This is a genomic window from Rhizobium sp. ERR 942 (assembly GCF_007828395.1).
Taxonomy (GTDB): Bacteria; Pseudomonadota; Alphaproteobacteria; order Rhizobiales; family Rhizobiaceae; genus Rhizobium; species Rhizobium dioscoreae.
This window is the reverse complement of record NZ_VIUA01000006.1, coordinates 376,294-391,521: the sequence shown is the minus strand read 5'-3', so window position 1 is coordinate 391,521 and position 15,228 is coordinate 376,294. Positions and strand designations below refer to the sequence as shown.

Below are 15,228 nucleotides of genomic sequence, written 5' to 3'. Positions count from 1 at the left end.
CACGAGGCTAAAGGCGTCGGTATCTTGTAAAGGATGGATCGGGAGAGAATGGTACGGTTGAGTGGGGTCGAACCACTGACCTCAGGTGCCACAAACCTGCGCTCTAACCAACTGAGCTACAACCGCACATGATCGCGTTGCCGCGTCAACGGGGGTCACATACGAGGACTTTGAAATTATTTCAAGTCCTATCTCCCCGCAATATAAAAAAGCTTTGCAGATATCCAAATGATGATGCTGGGCCGGATATCGGTCAAGCCGGCTTGAGCTGCAAATGAAAAGTCCCGCCCCAGGGTTTTCACCTGGGAACGGGACATTCATGCCTTGGGAGGCTTATTGGAAATGATCAGGCCTTGAAGGAGGCCATTGCCTTTTCAGCGGCGTCCTTGGCGGGCTTTGCCAGCTTTTCGGCAACCTTCTTGGTGGTGTCCTGAATGGACTTGGCCTGCTCGACGGTGACTTCGGCCTGCTTGCGGATGAAGGCGGTCTGAAGTTCGAAGAGTTCTGCAACGGACTTGACGCGAAGCAGGGCTTCCATATGAGCCAGCGAGCTTTCGGCATTGGTGCGCAGAACGTCGATGGCCTTGAGGCCGATTTCGACCGAGCCGGCCTGTGCGGTCTGCACGGTTGCCTCAACAGTCTTGCCGGCTTCCTCGGTGGCAGCCTTCAGCTTGGCAAAGGCTTCCTTGGACTGGGCAGCACCCTTTTCCGCGAAGTCGCGGAAGGATTCGGAGAACTTGGACGGATCGAATGCAGCCGTTGAAAAAACGTCGTCTTTCTTTACAGTAGCCATGATTACGCTCCTAAAAGGGCCCTCCCTGAGGCGCCCGTCGTGAACTTGTGTGAGGGGTATATAATATAAAATATTGTGCAGCGCAACATATTTGTGCGCCGCACAATACGTTAACCTTTCCGGCCGAAAAATGGGCCGCTCGCTGGACCGAAAAGCGGGGCGCCGTTATTAATAAACTGTTAAATCATGAGAGGCGATCACGCCCGCAAAACAGGTTGGAAAATGCCCGCAATTCAATATCCGTTCATTGACATTGCCGTGCATCCGCGCGTTCGGGAGCGTTTCGCGCGCGGTGAAGCCATGGTCATGTTCTCGACCGGCATGGATCGCGTGCTCTGGGCCAATGGCGCCGGCGCCAACCTTTTCGGCTATGATGTCATTTACGATTTCGTCGAACAGGGACCGAAGCCAGGCGACGTCTCGTTCCGCCAGATCGAGGCGACGGCGCGCGGCCTTGGTACTATCGGCGATCAGCGCACATTCCTGATCCGCATGGCTTCCGGCTTCCAGCGGGCTGTCGTCAATGCCTCCGTCGAGCTGGTCCGCATTCAGGCCGGCGAAGAGGCTGTGCTGTTTTCCTCTCCGGTCTCTTCGAAGCCGCTTTCCTCGGCCGAATGCGCCAAGCGCATGATCGACGGGTTCGACGATCCTGATACCCATATTGCCGTCATCGGCCGCGACGGCGAAATCGTTACCGCCTCTGTTGGCTTCAGAACACTCGGCGTAACGCCGCAGACCGCACGGATGCTGACGACCATGGCCGGCGCCCAGCCGGACCGGCTGATCAAGCGGCCCATCCCGACCGGACGTGGCTATCTGCCTGCCGCCATCGGCAAGCTCTCCGAAATTCCGGCCCTACACCTGCTCTTCGTTGTCGAAACAGTGCTTGGCCATCTCGACCCGACGGGAAGCCTTGCCGAGGAGACCAGCCTTCCCGCCATCGAGCCGCAGGCGGAGGAAGTCCGTAAGGAGCTGGAAGCAGCGGCGCCGGACGAGGAGCCGAAAGCTGCTCCGGCCGCACCCTTCGGCGATATCATCGATGCGGTAGCTGGCATCGAAGAGCTGGACGAAACGCCGGAATATCGCGAGGACGAACAAGCGGAGGCGACCCCGGCCACCGGAAGCTCCGGTGAGACCGGAACGGGCGCGACCGCCGATGCGGATGGCACGCCCGGCGCTGCCGAAACCAAAGCTCACGCCAATGAGCATCAGCCGGAAACCGTGCCGGATAGCGAAGATAAGGCTGCCTCAGAGACAAAGACGGCAGCGGAACCGCCTCCGCCGGAAACTCACACCAATCCGGAAACCCGCACCGATATTGAAAACACCCCTGCGGAAGGTTTCAGCTTCAAGCACAACGGGCGCGCCACCCGTTTCGTCTGGAAGATCGATGCCGCCGGCCATTTCAGCGAGGTTTCCCGCGAATTTGCCGATGCCGTGGGACCGCATGCCGCCCAGATTGCCGGCACGGCCTTTGCCGATGTCGCTCGCCGCTTCAATCTCGATCCGGACGGCAAGATCGCGGAACTATTGGCGCGGCGCGACACATGGTCCGGCCGCACGATCTACTGGCCGGTGGAGGGCACGAGCCTGACCGTGCCGGTCGATCTCGCCGCTTTGCCGACCTATACCCGCAGCCGCGAATTCGATGGCTTCCGGGGCTTCGGCGTCGTCCGCCTGGCGGATGCCATCGAAGATCCGATGAAGCGCGGCATGACCCTCGGCACCCATGCAGTTGGAGACGCCGCGCCCATCGCCGAATTGCCCCCCGAAGTGGAAACTGCATCCAACGAGCAATCACCCGCTACCGAAGCTGAACTATCCCCAGCGACGGAAGAGATTGAAAATCCGGCTCAGGATAGCGCAGAATCCGCCCCGATCTCGCATTACGAACCGCCGGCACTGCGGATTTCCGAGACGCCGAATCGTCGCGAGTCGGACAAGGTCGTTCGTCTGCACGAGCGTCGGACATTGACGCAGACTGCCCTTTCGCTGAGCGAACAGGCAGCCTTCCGCGAAATCGCACGACAGCTCGAACCTTTCGGCAAGCGCACGGAACCGCCGGCGGAGCAGCCTCACGACGGGCAGCATGAGCATGAGGAGGGTACAGACACTCCTCCACAACCGAATGCGGCCGACGAAATCCTCTCCGAGGCATCCGAAACAACGGACGGACACGGCCATGCCGATGACCAGCCGCCAGCAGCGGCAATTGCGGAAGAGAACGTCGCGACGCCAGTCGTGACATTCGTCGAGGCTGCGGATGATAAGAGCGCGAAAGCGGCTGACGAGGCTGCAGCTGAAGCATCGCCGGCATCGGCCGAGCCGGAGGAGGATTTCGACCCGCTGGATGTCCTGAACAACGCGATTCCGCCGCGTGTGAAGATGCGCACCGGCCTGTCGCCGGACATCATCGACCAGCTGCCGCTCGCGATCCTCATCCACGCCGGGGATCGCCTGATCCACGGCAATCCGGAATTCCTGCGGCTGACCGGCTATGACAGCCTTGATGAGCTCGAGCAGGTCGGCGGACTTGATGCGCTGCTGCAACGCAACGATCTCGAAGGCAAGACCGAGCAGCCCGGCACGATGATGGTCGTGCGCGCCGACGATGCACTGGTGCCGGTGACGGCTCGGCTGCAGTCGATCCGTTGGGAAGACGGCACAGCCTTGATGCTGGCGTTGATGCCGGTGGAAAGAAGCGAGCCGCCAGCACCGCCGCCACAACCAATTCCTGAAGAGGCCCGCCCGGAGCGCATCCTCGAAAAGGTCGCGAAGCTGCAGGTCGAGATCGAGGAACTGCGCTCGACGCTGGAAACGGCGACGGATGGCGTGATCATCATCGGCCAGGACGGCGAGATCCGCTCGATGAACCGCTCGGCGAGCGCCCTCTTCAACTATGACGACCAGGAGACCCGCGGCAAACCCTTCGTCATGCTGTTTGCGCATGAAAGCCAGAAGGCAGTGCTCGACTATCTCGGCGGCCTTTCGGGCCATGGCGTCGCCAGCGTGCTGAACGACGGCCGCGAAGTGATCGGCCGCGAGGCTTCCGGCGGTTTCGTGCCGCTGTTCATGACCATGGGTCGGCTGAATTCCTCGAACGGTTACTGCGCCGTCATCCGCGACATCACGCAATGGAAGCGCACCGAAGAAGAGCTGCGCAACGCCAAGCGTGCCGCCGAAACCGCCAACGCGCACAAGACCGACTTTCTGGCTCGCGTCAGCCATGAAATCCGCACGCCGCTCAACGCCATCATCGGCTTTTCCGACATGATGGCCGGTGAGCGTTTCGGGCCGATCGGCCATTCGCGCTATGTCGAATATGCGACCGATATCGGCCGCTCCGGTCGCCACGTGCTGGACATCGTGAACGACCTTCTCGACATCTCGAAGATTGAAGCCGGCGAGATGGACTTGGATTTCGCATCGGTCGGCCTGAACGAAGCGATCACCGAAGCGGTGTCGCTGGTGCAACCGCAGGCTAACAGCCAGCGCGTCATCATCCGCACCGCACTTTCTCAGGCTGTGCCTAATGTCGTGGCCGATTTGCGCTCGATCAAGCAGATTGCGCTCAACATTCTCTCCAATGCCATCCGCTTCACGCCATCGGGCGGGCAGATCGTCGTGTCGACTGCGTATGAGGGCAATGGCAGCGTCGTGATGCGCATCCGGGATACCGGCATCGGCATGACACGCTCGGAGCTGGAGCAGGCCATGAAGCCGTTCCGGCAGGTGTCCACCAATTCCCGCAAGCGCGGCGACGGCACCGGCCTCGGCCTGCCACTGACCAAGGCGATGGTCGATGCCAACCGCGCGACCTTCTCGATCAATTCCGCCCCGAACGAGGGCACGCTGGTCGAGATCACCTTCCCATCGCCGAGGGTGCTGGCGAACTGAGACAATCTCGGCTCGCCGTCAAAACCAAAGATCGCGCACGCATCGTCCGTCGGAAGGAAGATCTTTGAACGTGTCGAGCCCATCGAAATGATCGATCGGCAGCTCGGCAACGAGATCCGGCGGCGCCAGCCGAACATTGACCGCCATACGCCGGCGACCATCCTTTTGCAGCCTTAAGCCCCGCCAGCTCACGACGCAGGCGCAGCACGGGCAGAACAGTATTTCGAGAGAGGGCTTGTCCTTGCCGACGCGGGTATAGGAGGCAGTCTGGCCCGTGACGGAGACCCGCTCCCCTTCGTAGTCATAGGCCCACAGCGTGCCGTAACGCCGGCAGAGCGTGCAGTTGCAGGCGGTGATCGAACCCGGATTGCCTTCAAGCGTCCAGCCCGTCTTGCCGCAATGACAGGAGCCGATCAGCATGGGTGCACCACTCCATTCGCTGCCTGGTCGAAGGAGCGGCATTCTGCCTTAGTCACGAGATCCCTGCAAATGCGCGGGAGGACACGAATTCTCACTCCCGGCCACCGACGCGGTGAATGCTCGGCTTTCAGGAAACGAGGACAGTCCAGCCAACACCCAAAGCGGCAGATGCCAACAAGGTCGATATTACTGACATCTTCAGGCGAAAAATGGCCATCGCTGCCAACAGGGTCAGCACCAGCGAGGGTAATGAAAGCGACGTCAGGACGGGCACATCCATTGCCCAGGAGCCATAGGTGAAACTCGTGGTCTCACGGAACAGCACATGGAGCCCGAACCAAATCGCGAGATTGAGGATGACGCCCACCACCGCTGCCGTTATTGCCGACATGGCGCCGGTCAGCGCGACATTCCCACGCATCTTCTCGATGAATGGTGCGCCTGCGAAAATCCAAAGGAAGCTCGGCAGGAAGGTGACCCACGTCGTCAGCACGGCGGCAAAGGTTGCTGCCGCAAGTGGGCTGAGGGTACCGGGATTGCGATAGCCCGCCAGAAAACCAACGAACTGCGTGACCATGATCAGCGGTCCAGGCGTCGTTTCTGCCATCCCTAAACCATCCAACATCTCACCCGGCCGCAGCCAGCCCAATTGCTGCACGGCCTCCTGCGCGACATAGGCCAGCACGGCATAGGCGCCGCCAAAGGTGACGACTGCCATCTCGCTGAAGAATATGCCGATTTTGGAAAAGACGTTATCGGGGCCGAGCGTAACCAGCAGGGCCGCGACTGGAATGAGCCACGCGGCCGCCAGCGCACCTGACGTCTTCAAAGACCAGGCGAGGTTCGGTCGCGCGTGCAAAGGGATCTCCTCGCCAAGAACGGAGTCCTTGTCCTCCAGAATTGCCCCGGAGCCCGACTTATGTCCGCCGCCCATCTTGAAGGCCGCGATCCCTGCCCGGGAGGCCAGGTAGCCGATAAGTCCGGCTCCAACGATGATGACGGGGAATGGAACATGCAGGAAGAAGATCGCCACAAAGGCAGCGGCGGCCAAAGCGACCATAGCCCTCCTTTTGAGGGCTCGACTCCCGATGCGAAAGACCGCCTGGACGACGACCGCCAGCACGGCGCATTTGAGCCCGAAGAACATCCCTTCGATAAAGGTCAGGTTCCCGAACAGGACGTAGACATAACTGAGCGCAAGGATTGCAATGAAGCCCGGCAGGACGAATAGAATGCCGGCGATCATCCCACCCGGCGTCCTGTTCAGCAGCCAGCCGATATAGATAGCGAGCTGATGCGCTTCGGGGCCTGGCAGCAACATGCAGTAGTTCAGGGCATGAAGGAACCTGTGCTCTCCCACCCATTTCTTCTCATCGACGACGATGCGGTGCATGACGGCGATCTGCCCCGCCGGCCCGCCGAAGCTCAAGGCGGCAACGCGGGTCCAGACCTTGACGGCCTCATGGAGGGGGACGAGGTCCCGATCAGCCGCGCTTGATCGCTCGGCTGTATTTTTTACGAGATCGGTCATAGCCGGTTATATCTTCCTTGGATTTGGCCAGTTGTGCGTCTCTTCTGTCGCGTCACGACACCAACGATAGAAGGCATCATAGAGCGTCATGCCGGCTTCCAGCTGCTGCAGGTCGTCGTTGAACATTCGCGAAAGCCCAAGCGAAGCCGCAAGCAACCCCGGCACTTCAGGCGCGAGGTCGGGCCGGGCGGTATCCGCGCCCCGAACGATGGTCGCAAGATGAAGGACAGGTTCTGTGCCGAGACCGAATTCCTCGATCATGACATCGAAGGTGCATAGCTCGCCACGATGGCTCCAGAAGACGTCTTCGATATCGAATGGTGTTGCCTTGAATCGATCGGCGACGGCCGCGACTTCGGTTGCCGGAACGAACAGGAAGATCGCTGACGGATCGATAAAGCGCCGGATCAGCCATGGGCAGGCGATGCGATCGATCTTCGGCCGTGCCCTCGTTACCCATACGGTTCGCCCCTTGGCATCGCGGAGAGGCAGCTTTTCCTCGGCGACCAACATGTACTTCGCGCTGCGCCACGCTTCGAACCCACCTTCAAGGACCTCCGCCTCCTTTCCGACGACACGCAGATGGGCAGCAACTCCGTGAGCGAGTTTCTGCCCTTTCTGGCAGAGAATGATGGCTGGCCCCGCCAGCTCGTTCGCCCAGTCGGTTACCGTTCGATAATCACGGCGGATCGAGCCGGGGATAAGGCGAGGATCCGCCGCGAAATCCTCGTCATTGCGGACATCGATAATCATCGGCAAACCGGGCGTGCCGATAATACGATTGAGCTTGTCGGGTGTGATTTCCAGAAATGACGGCATGGCGCGTCCTCCGTTGGCTCGGTTTTAAGGACGCGATTCTTCAGCCGTAGCCTCGTGGGGTGATCGCAACCCCATAATTAATTTTCTGCCTGACGCGTTCCAAATGTCAAGCCGAATAACCGCGTGCTGCACCGGCAGGCATTTTTCGGCTTCTGCAGCCACTTACAGATTACCTATGACGTCGTGGTGTCGCGAAGTTCTGCGGCAACGATGAAAGACCGCGCTGCCGATCAAGAATATCTGATGTACCTCTGAAGTATTATCGACGACAAACTTAAAGTCCGTCGCCTTTTGTGAGATAATTCATCGTTGCGACCGACTATTCCGGTCGGTCATTGGGCACATAAGGGGGGATCCAATGTCAACGACGGCAGTAGAAGCAGACGTAGGCGAAGTTTCACCTAATCTAGTGGTCGATGCGATGTTTGCGTGCCGAAAGACTGCCGCCATCGTGGCCGCCCTCGAACTCGATCTTTTTACTCTGATCGGTGACGGCAGCAATGCGGCATCCTTGGCGGCCGCAACAAATGCTGCCGAAAGAGGTGTGCGCATTCTGTGCGACTATCTCGTTGTGAACGGCTTTCTCACGAAAACAGGCAATCAATACGCTCTGACACCATCTAGCCGGGTCTTCCTCGACCGGCATTCGCCAGCCTATATGGGCGCGGCCATCGAATTCCTGGCCGCACCGGAAATCCTCAAGCAGATCCTAGACAATCCGGCTTCCTATGTCCGCAACGGCGGATCCATTGGATTGGCAAATATGTCTCCGGACAATCCGGTTTGGGTGAAATTTGCTCGCGGCATGGGCTCGTTCACAGGCGGCAGCGCCATCAGCCTCGCTGCCGAAATGTCCAATTTGCCCATGCAGCCAAGGAAAATACTTGATATTGCCGCAGGGCACGGACTTTTCGGGATCGAGATGGCGAAGGCTTTTCCTTCGGCCGAGATCGTTGCAGTCGATTGGGGCTCCGTTCTGGAATTGGCCAAGCATAATGCGCAGCAATTTGGCGTCGCCGAGCGCTACAAGGTCATTCCGGGCAGTGCATTCGAAGTCGACTGGGGCACGGATTATGATCTTATCCTGATGCCGAACTTCCTGCATCACTTCGACCTGGAAACCTGCGCAGGATTGCTGCGGAAGAGCCGAGGCAGCCTGAGCACCGAGGGTAAGGTGGTTGCGGTGGAATTCGTGCCGAACGACGATCTCGTATCCCCGCCCTTCCCCGCCGCTTTCTCATGGGAGATGCTGGCCAGTACGCCAAAAGGCGAGGCCTACCCGCAGAAGGACCTGGCTGAGATGGCTAGGCGTGCCGGTTTTCATAATGTGAGGATAAAGCCACTACCACCGTCGCCGGCAAGCTTGATCTTCTTCGAGTAGCGATGCCGGGAGTACCGGTCTCCTCTTGCCGGCAGATGCGGAGATAGCGCCGAGGGGGCCGCCGCCCCCTTGAACTCGCTGATAGAAGTTAATTCTCCTGCGCCCGCGCGGCCTTGCGCTTGGCCCTCGAATTCGGCTTGCCTGCTGGCGGGCCGTCGTTCTTGGCGAAGCCCGGTTTGCCGGGCTTTTTCGCCCAGGGCTTCTTGTCGGAACGCTCGGAAACGCCGCCCTCGCCTGCATGCGCCCGCTCCGGCTTGCGGTCGGACTTCCATTTCGGCTTCGGGCCGTCATTCGAACGCGGTCCCTTGTCAGCGAAGGGCTTCTTCTTTGCGAAGCCGCCTTCCCGCTTGGCCTGGAAATCCGGCATGCCGGCAAGCGGCTTGACACGGATGCCGCGCTCGAGGGTCTTGTCGGGGCCGATGGCCGCGAGGAAGCGCTCGAAACTCTCCTGCGAGAGCTCGACGAAGGTCTCCTCGGGCTGCATCTTGATGGCGCCGATGTCGCGCTTGGTCAGATTGCCATTGCGGCAAAGCATGGGGATCAGCCAGCGCGGTTCGGCATTCTGCTTGCGTCCGACAGAGAGCGATACCCAGAGGCCATCGGTGAAGTCGTTGCGTCCCGCAGACGAGCCCTCATCGCGTGGCGTGACCGGAAAGTCATCCCGACGTGGCTTTCTGCGCTCGCCTTCGGCCGGCACGTCCTGCAGCTCCTCGGGCGCAGAATGGCCGGCGCGATATTGCCGCAGGAATGCAGCTGCCACCTGCTCGGCGCCATGGCGCTCCAGCAGCTGTTGAACGATCGACTGCTCGTCTTCGGCAAGCGGCGCTGTAAAGACCGGATCGGCGAGAAGACGCTCATCATCCCGCTGGCTCACCTCGTCGGCTGACGGCGGCTTTGCCCAGGTGGCGCGGATACGGGCGGCTTCCAGCAGGCGCTCCGTGCGGCGACGGGCGCTCAGCGGCACGATCATGGCGCTGACACCCTTGTTGCCGGCGCGGCCAGTGCGGCCGCTGCGATGCAGCAGCGTTTCCGGATTGGTCGGCAGATCGGCATGGATGACCAGTTCCAAGCCCGGCAGATCGATGCCGCGGGCCGCGACGTCGGTTGCGATACAGACGCGGGCGCGGCCGTCGCGCATGGCCTGGAGCGCGTGCGTGCGCTCGTTCTGGCTGAGCTCGCCCGAGAGAGCGACAACCGAAAAGCCGCGATTGTTGAAGCGGGCCGTCAGATGATTGACGGCGGCGCGCGTCGAGCAGAAGACGATGGCATTGCGCGCTTCATAGTAGCGCAGCACGTTGATGATGGCGTTTTCCCTATCGCTCGGAACCACGGTCAGCGCGCGATAGTCGATATCGACATGCTGCTTGGCTTCGGAAGCGGTGGCGACGCGGACCGCGTCGCGCTGGTAGTTTTCGGCAAGCTTGGCGATCGAGCGCGGCACCGTGGCGGAAAACATCAGGGTGCGGCGCTCGGAGGGTGCTGCTTCCAAGATGAATTCCAGATCCTCGCGGAAACCGAGATCAAGCATCTCGTCCGCCTCGTCGAGCACAACGGCCTTGAGTTCGGAGATATCGAGCGAGTTGCGGCGGATGTGATCGCAGAGACGGCCGGGTGTGCCGACGACGATATGAGCGCCGCGCTCGAGCGTGCGTCGCTCCGTGCGCATGTCCATGCCGCCGACGCAGGACGCAATGGTCGCGCCCGTCAGCCCATAGAGCCATTCCAGCTCGCGCTGCACCTGCAGCGCCAGTTCGCGGGTCGGAGCGATCGCCAGTGCGAGAGGCGCGCCTGCCGGGCCAAACCGTTCCGCGCCGTCAAGGAGGCCGGGCGCCAGCGCCAAGCCGAAGGCAACCGTCTTGCCCGAACCGGTCTGAGCCGAGACAAGCGCATCCTTGCCGGCGAGGCCGGGATCGAGCATGGCCTTTTGCACCGGCGTCAGCGTTTCATACCCGCGCTTCGCCAAAGCCTGGGCGATCGCAGGAGCGATGCCTTCGAATTCAGTCATCATCTGTCTTTCGGAATTCTTCGCACACCATCAGGCGGCGATCATCGTGGTTCGCACGTCGCGAACCTCTTCTTCAGGCGTGCACATACTTGTTCAATGAGGCAATGTACAGAGCAGAGGCGGATTCGCGACGAGGAAACGAAAAAAAGGCAGCGAACCGCGCTGCCTTTGAAGTTTATGCTGTCGAAAGCAAGCTCGAGTCGGGGAACTTCATGTCTCGGGAGCCGAGAGCGGCTCCAATCCGCTCCAGCTCATGCGAACGGCCTCAAGTTAGCCTTTACTTTTGACCAAGCTTTCTTAACGCGAGGTTAGCAAACGATGGTCATCGTTTGCCCCTCAATTTTAAGGCTCACCTTAACTTTTGAGTTCTTCCAGCCCGGCAAAGAGATCCAGCGCTTCCGGATTGGCGAGCGCCTCCTTGTTCTTGACCGGACGGCCATGCACCACCTCGCGCACCGCAAGCTCGACGATCTTGCCGGATTTCGTGCGGGGGATATCGGCAACGGCGATGATCTTGGCCGGCACATGGCGCGGTGAGGCGCCGGTGCGGATGCGGGTCTTCATCGCCTTGACGAGATCTTCGGTCAGGGAGACGCCGGCGGCAAGGCGAACGAAGAGCACGACGCGGACATCATCGTCCCAATCTTGGCCGATGCAGAGCGCTTCCAGAACCTCGGGAATCTGCTCGACCTGGTTGTAGATCTCGGCCGTGCCGATGCGGACGCCGCCGGGATTGAGCGTGGCGTCGGAGCGGCCGTGAATGATGAGGCCGCCATGCTCTGTCCACTCGGCGAAATCCCCGTGGCACCAGATATTGTCGAAGCGCTCGAAATAGGCAGCCCGATATTTGGCGCGCTCCGGATCATTCCAGAACATGACCGGCATGGAGGGGAAGGCTTTGGTGCAGACAAGCTCGCCCTTCTCGCCGCGCACCGGCTTGCCTTCGTCGTTCCAGACATCGACGGCAAGTCCGAGGCCCGGCCCCTGGATCTCACCGCGCCAGACCGCTTGCAGCGGATTGCCGAGCACGAAGCAGGAGACGATATCCGTGCCGCCGGAAATGGAGGCCAGCTGGATATCGTCCTTGATGCCCTCATAGACGAAGGTGAAGCCCTCGGGCGACAGCGGCGAGCCGGTGGAGGTCATCAGCCGCAGGCTCGAAAGATCATGCGAGGTCTTCGGCGTCAGGCCGCTCTTATGGACGGCGTCGATATATTTGGCCGAGGTGCCGAACAGCGCGAATTTCTCTTCCTGCGCATAGTCGAACAAAATGTTGCCATCGGGGGCGAAGGGCGAACCATCGTAAAGGCAAAGCGTCGCGCCGGCGGCAAGGCCCGTCGCCAGCCAGTTCCACATCATCCAGCCGCAGGTGGTGAAATAGAAGACCTTCTCACCAGGCACGACGCCGCAATGGAGGCGATGCTCCTTGAGGAGCTGCAGCAGCGCGCCTCCGGTGGAGTGCACGATGCATTTCGGAACGCCTGTGGTGCCTGAAGAAAACAGGATGAACAGCGGGTGGGAGAAGGACACGGGCACAAACTCGACCGGCTTCGCCTCGAAGGGCGCGACCAGATCACCAAGGGTCCTCGCGCCCGGTGTCGCTGCCACGACGGCTTCGGCATTGCCGGCATAGGGCACGATGACGGTAGGCGCTTTCAGGCGCTGGGCGATGGCGCTGACCTTTGCTGTGACGTCCTGCAGCTTGCCGCTGTACCAATAGCCGCTGCACGCGATGAAGAGCTTCGGCTCGATCTGGCCGAAACGATCCATGACGCCCTGCTCGCCGAAATCCGGCGAACAGGAGGACCAGATCGCACCGATCGACGCGGCCGCCAGCATGCAGGCGATGGTTTCGGGCATGTTCGGCATCATTGCAGCGATGCGGTCGCCCTTGCCGATACCCTCGGCGCGATAGGCCTGCTGCAGGCGGGAGACCATGGCGGCCAGCCGATCCCACGACCAGCGATCGCGCACCTTGTCCTCGCCCCAGAACACAAGCGCATCGCCCTCGCCGCTTCGCGAGAGCAGGTTTTCCGCGAAATTCAGCTCGGCATCGGGAAAGAAGCGGGCATCCAGCATGACATCGCCATGGATCAACGCCCGTTCACCGCGCTTGCCCTTCACACCGCAGAAATCCCAGACCGCCGACCAGAAGTTCTCACGGTCGGCGATGGACCAGGCGTGGAGGCTGGCAAAGTCGGACAGCGGGAGGTCGAAACGGCGGTTGCATTCCTGCATGAAAGCGAACATCGGACTCTGGCGGCGAAATGTTTCCGATGGTGTCCAGAGCGGCTGCTGATCCTGCATATTTCTCTCCCGCTTTTTGCACTATATAGCAATGCTGCAGCGCATTAATAAAATCACGGTGTTGTGGGTATTGCCAGTGCGTGACGTTTGCATCCGACAAACATTTCCTATATCCGGCAAACTCAGGCAGATTATCCCTATCAGTTCAAGAGTCTCCACGGGATCATGAGAGCTTCGAAAAACAACAAGTGGCGGTTGACGATGCGTTCGGCCTCGCGCTGGCTGCCTGCCGTTGCTCGCACGACCGGCATCATTCTTCTCACGATCCTCATCGTGTTCGCTGTCTTCAGAGCGACCGCGCCTTTCCTGATTTCAAGCGGTCTGGTGCGCTCCGGCATTGAGAAGGCATTGTCGGACTGGACGGGATATCGAGCCCAGATCGAAGGCGACCCGACGCTCGAATTCTGGCCAACCCCGCGCGTGACGCTCAATCAGGTCACCATCCGCGAGCCGTCGCGAAACGGCAAGGTCCTCGGCCATGTCGACAGCCTCTCCGCGGATTTCTCGCTATGGTCGGCGATCCGCGGGCATGCGCATTTTCACGAATTCCATTTCCTGCGCCCGATCCTTTATATCCGCCGCGACGAGAACGGCCTGATCGACTGGACGAACGAAGGCCGCCTTTCCAAGGCGATCGAACAGGCCGAAACCTCCTCCGGCCAGGGCATGCGGATGAGCAAGGAACAGGATGCCGCCATCGGCATGCTGACCATTGAGGACGGAAGCGTCGAAATGACCGACGAGCGCAGCGGCAGCATCTACAAGCTGAACGCCGTCAATGCCGACATCGCCTGGCCGCGGCTTTCCCAGTCGCTGAGCGCTGTCATTCTTGCCCGCTTCAACGGTCAGGACATCAAGCTGAACTTCGACTCGACGCAGCCCCTGCTCTTCTTCGCCGGCAAGAATGTGAACACCACGACCAGCTTCGTTTCGCCGCTGATCAGCTGGACCTATACTGGCATTACCAGCATATCGGATTTTTCGGCACTTTCGGGCAATCTGGATCTGAGTGTGCCGAACGTGCCCTCCTTCATCGCCTGGAGCGGGCAGCGCCTGCCGGCAGCCGACGCCCTCAAGAATATTTCGCTGAGCGCCAATATCGCAGCAATCGACAACGGCCTGCGCTTCAACAACCTTAGCTTCAAAGTCAACGATTCCGCCGCTTCCGGCATCATGGATCTGAACTATACGAAATCGGGCAAGCCGAAGATTTCCGGTACGCTTGCCTTCGACCAGATGAACCTCAATCCGTTCCTGGCCGCCTTCTCCATGCGTCTGGCCGCGGAAACCGCCATTGATGCGCTGTTGAACGGCAATCCGCTGCAGCGGCTCGATCTCGATATGCGGCTGTCGTCGAGCAAGGCGGCTCTCGGCCCCTTCCAGTTCGAGAATATCGGCGCCAGCCTGCTGGTGGCAGGCGGTAAGGCGAAATTCGACATAGGCGACAGCAGCTTCGAGAGCGGTTCGCTGACCGCGCATCTGGAGGTCGCACCAGGCGATTTCGATGGCGGCGGCAAATTGCAGATATCGATCCGCAACGCCGATTTTGGTGGCCTCTTCACGCGCCTGAAGCTGGTAGGCCCGTTGCCGATGCCCTCATCGGCTTCACTGGATCTTTCGCTCAGCACCTCGAAGCCGATCTGGGTTGCCACGCTCAGCGACGTCGCCGGCACGCTGCACTTCACCTCGTCGGCAGGATCGTTTCGCCAATTCGATATCTCGACCTTCCGGACGCTCGCCGCCGAGAAGGCTTTCTTCCGGATGAGCGATATCGCCGATTCTTCTTTCGACTTCGATAGCATCAGCGTGGATGCCAGTTTTGCGAAGGGTTCCGCCGAGGTGCAGAACGCGGCCATTGCGGGCCGCAACGAAACGATCAGCTTCAACGGTGTCGTTCCGTTCCGCACCAACGGGCTGGCACTGTCCGGCGCGCTCGAGGCGACCTCGCCCTCCGACGCGGACGAACTGCCGATGCTGCCCTTCTTCATTGGCGGCAGCTGGCCGAATCCGGTGATTTCGCCGGTCGCAACGCTTCTGCAGAAGCCCATGCAACAGCCGTAGTTCTTTCACGCCGT

9 protein-coding genes and 1 tRNA gene are annotated in these 15,228 nt (G+C 60.6%); 3 read left to right on the top strand and 7 right to left on the bottom strand.

The genetic code is table 11. The annotated features are described in order from the left end of the window. Window positions 1–49: 49 nt before the first annotated feature. Window positions 50–126 (bottom strand) — tRNA-His (locus tag FBZ97_RS25180). 220 nt (window positions 127–346) lie between these two features. Next, window positions 347–793, bottom strand: coding sequence for a phasin (locus FBZ97_RS25175; protein ID WP_069612335.1), 447 nt, complete (start codon window positions 791–793; stop codon window positions 347–349). A gap of 222 nt (window positions 794–1,015) precedes the next feature. Here FBZ97_RS25175 and FBZ97_RS25170 point away from each other — a divergent pair, with 222 nt between their 5' ends. Next, window positions 1,016–4,690: an ATP-binding protein gene (locus FBZ97_RS25170; protein WP_145322531.1), complete on the top strand. Its 3,675-nt coding sequence runs from the start codon at window positions 1,016–1,018 to the stop codon at window positions 4,688–4,690. An 18-nt stretch (window positions 4,691–4,708) separates the two neighbouring features. Here the strand turns inward: FBZ97_RS25170 and FBZ97_RS25165 are convergent, their stop codons facing one another. The 3 genes from FBZ97_RS25165 to FBZ97_RS25155 form a co-directional block, all read right to left on the bottom strand. After that, window positions 4,709–5,110: a GFA family protein gene (locus tag FBZ97_RS25165; protein WP_145322529.1), complete on the bottom strand. Its 402-nt coding sequence runs from the start codon at window positions 5,108–5,110 to the stop codon at window positions 4,709–4,711. A gap of 127 nt (window positions 5,111–5,237) precedes the next feature. Beyond that, entirely contained in the window at window positions 5,238–6,641 is a 1,404-nt protein-coding gene (gene chrA / locus FBZ97_RS25160; protein ID WP_145322527.1) for a chromate efflux transporter, read from the bottom strand. A 6-nt stretch (window positions 6,642–6,647) separates the two neighbouring features. Further along, on the bottom strand, window positions 6,648–7,460 hold the full coding sequence (locus FBZ97_RS25155; RefSeq protein WP_145322525.1) for a sulfurtransferase/chromate resistance protein: 813 nt from the start codon (window positions 7,458–7,460) through the stop codon (window positions 6,648–6,650). Between the two features lie 358 nt (window positions 7,461–7,818). Between FBZ97_RS25155 and FBZ97_RS25150 the strand changes: the two genes are divergently transcribed. Further along, on the top strand, window positions 7,819–8,841 hold the full coding sequence (locus tag FBZ97_RS25150; RefSeq protein WP_145322523.1) for a class I SAM-dependent methyltransferase: 1,023 nt from the start codon (window positions 7,819–7,821) through the stop codon (window positions 8,839–8,841). Window positions 8,842–8,929: 88 nt separating this feature from the next. Here the strand turns inward: FBZ97_RS25150 and FBZ97_RS25145 are convergent, their stop codons facing one another. Then, window positions 8,930–10,846, bottom strand: a complete 1,917-nt coding sequence (locus FBZ97_RS25145; RefSeq protein ID WP_145322783.1) for a DEAD/DEAH box helicase — start codon at window positions 10,844–10,846, stop codon at window positions 8,930–8,932. 354 nt (window positions 10,847–11,200) lie between these two features. Further along, on the bottom strand, window positions 11,201–13,153 hold the full coding sequence (locus FBZ97_RS25140; protein WP_145322521.1) for an acetoacetate--CoA ligase: 1,953 nt from the start codon (window positions 13,151–13,153) through the stop codon (window positions 11,201–11,203). Between the two features lie 165 nt (window positions 13,154–13,318). On the opposite strand from FBZ97_RS25140, the gene FBZ97_RS25135 reads away from it, so the two are divergent. Further along, a complete protein-coding gene (locus tag FBZ97_RS25135) occupies window positions 13,319–15,214 on the top strand; it encodes an AsmA-like C-terminal region-containing protein (protein ID WP_113330094.1) in 1,896 nt (631 codons plus the stop codon). The last annotated feature ends 14 nt before the right edge of the window (window positions 15,215–15,228 follow it).

What these genes read in the sequence shown, in the direction of transcription:
- FBZ97_RS25175 (WP_069612335.1), bottom strand. Translation starts at nt 793, where the DNA reads ATGGCTACTGTAAAGAAAGACGACGTTTTTTCAACGGCTGCATTCGAT.
- FBZ97_RS25170 (WP_145322531.1), top strand. Translation starts at nt 1,016, where the DNA reads ATGCCCGCAATTCAATATCCGTTCATTGACATTGCCGTGCATCCGCGC.
- FBZ97_RS25165 (WP_145322529.1), bottom strand. Translation starts at nt 5,110, where the DNA reads ATGCTGATCGGCTCCTGTCATTGCGGCAAGACGGGCTGGACGCTTGAA.
- chrA (WP_145322527.1), bottom strand. Translation starts at nt 6,641, where the DNA reads ATGACCGATCTCGTAAAAAATACAGCCGAGCGATCAAGCGCGGCTGAT.
- FBZ97_RS25155 (WP_145322525.1), bottom strand. Translation starts at nt 7,460, where the DNA reads ATGCCGTCATTTCTGGAAATCACACCCGACAAGCTCAATCGTATTATC.
- FBZ97_RS25150 (WP_145322523.1), top strand. Translation starts at nt 7,819, where the DNA reads ATGTCAACGACGGCAGTAGAAGCAGACGTAGGCGAAGTTTCACCTAAT.
- FBZ97_RS25145 (WP_145322783.1), bottom strand. Translation starts at nt 10,846, where the DNA reads ATGACTGAATTCGAAGGCATCGCTCCTGCGATCGCCCAGGCTTTGGCG.
- FBZ97_RS25140 (WP_145322521.1), bottom strand. Translation starts at nt 13,153, where the DNA reads ATGCAGGATCAGCAGCCGCTCTGGACACCATCGGAAACATTTCGCCGC.
- FBZ97_RS25135 (WP_113330094.1), top strand. Translation starts at nt 13,319, where the DNA reads ATGAGAGCTTCGAAAAACAACAAGTGGCGGTTGACGATGCGTTCGGCC.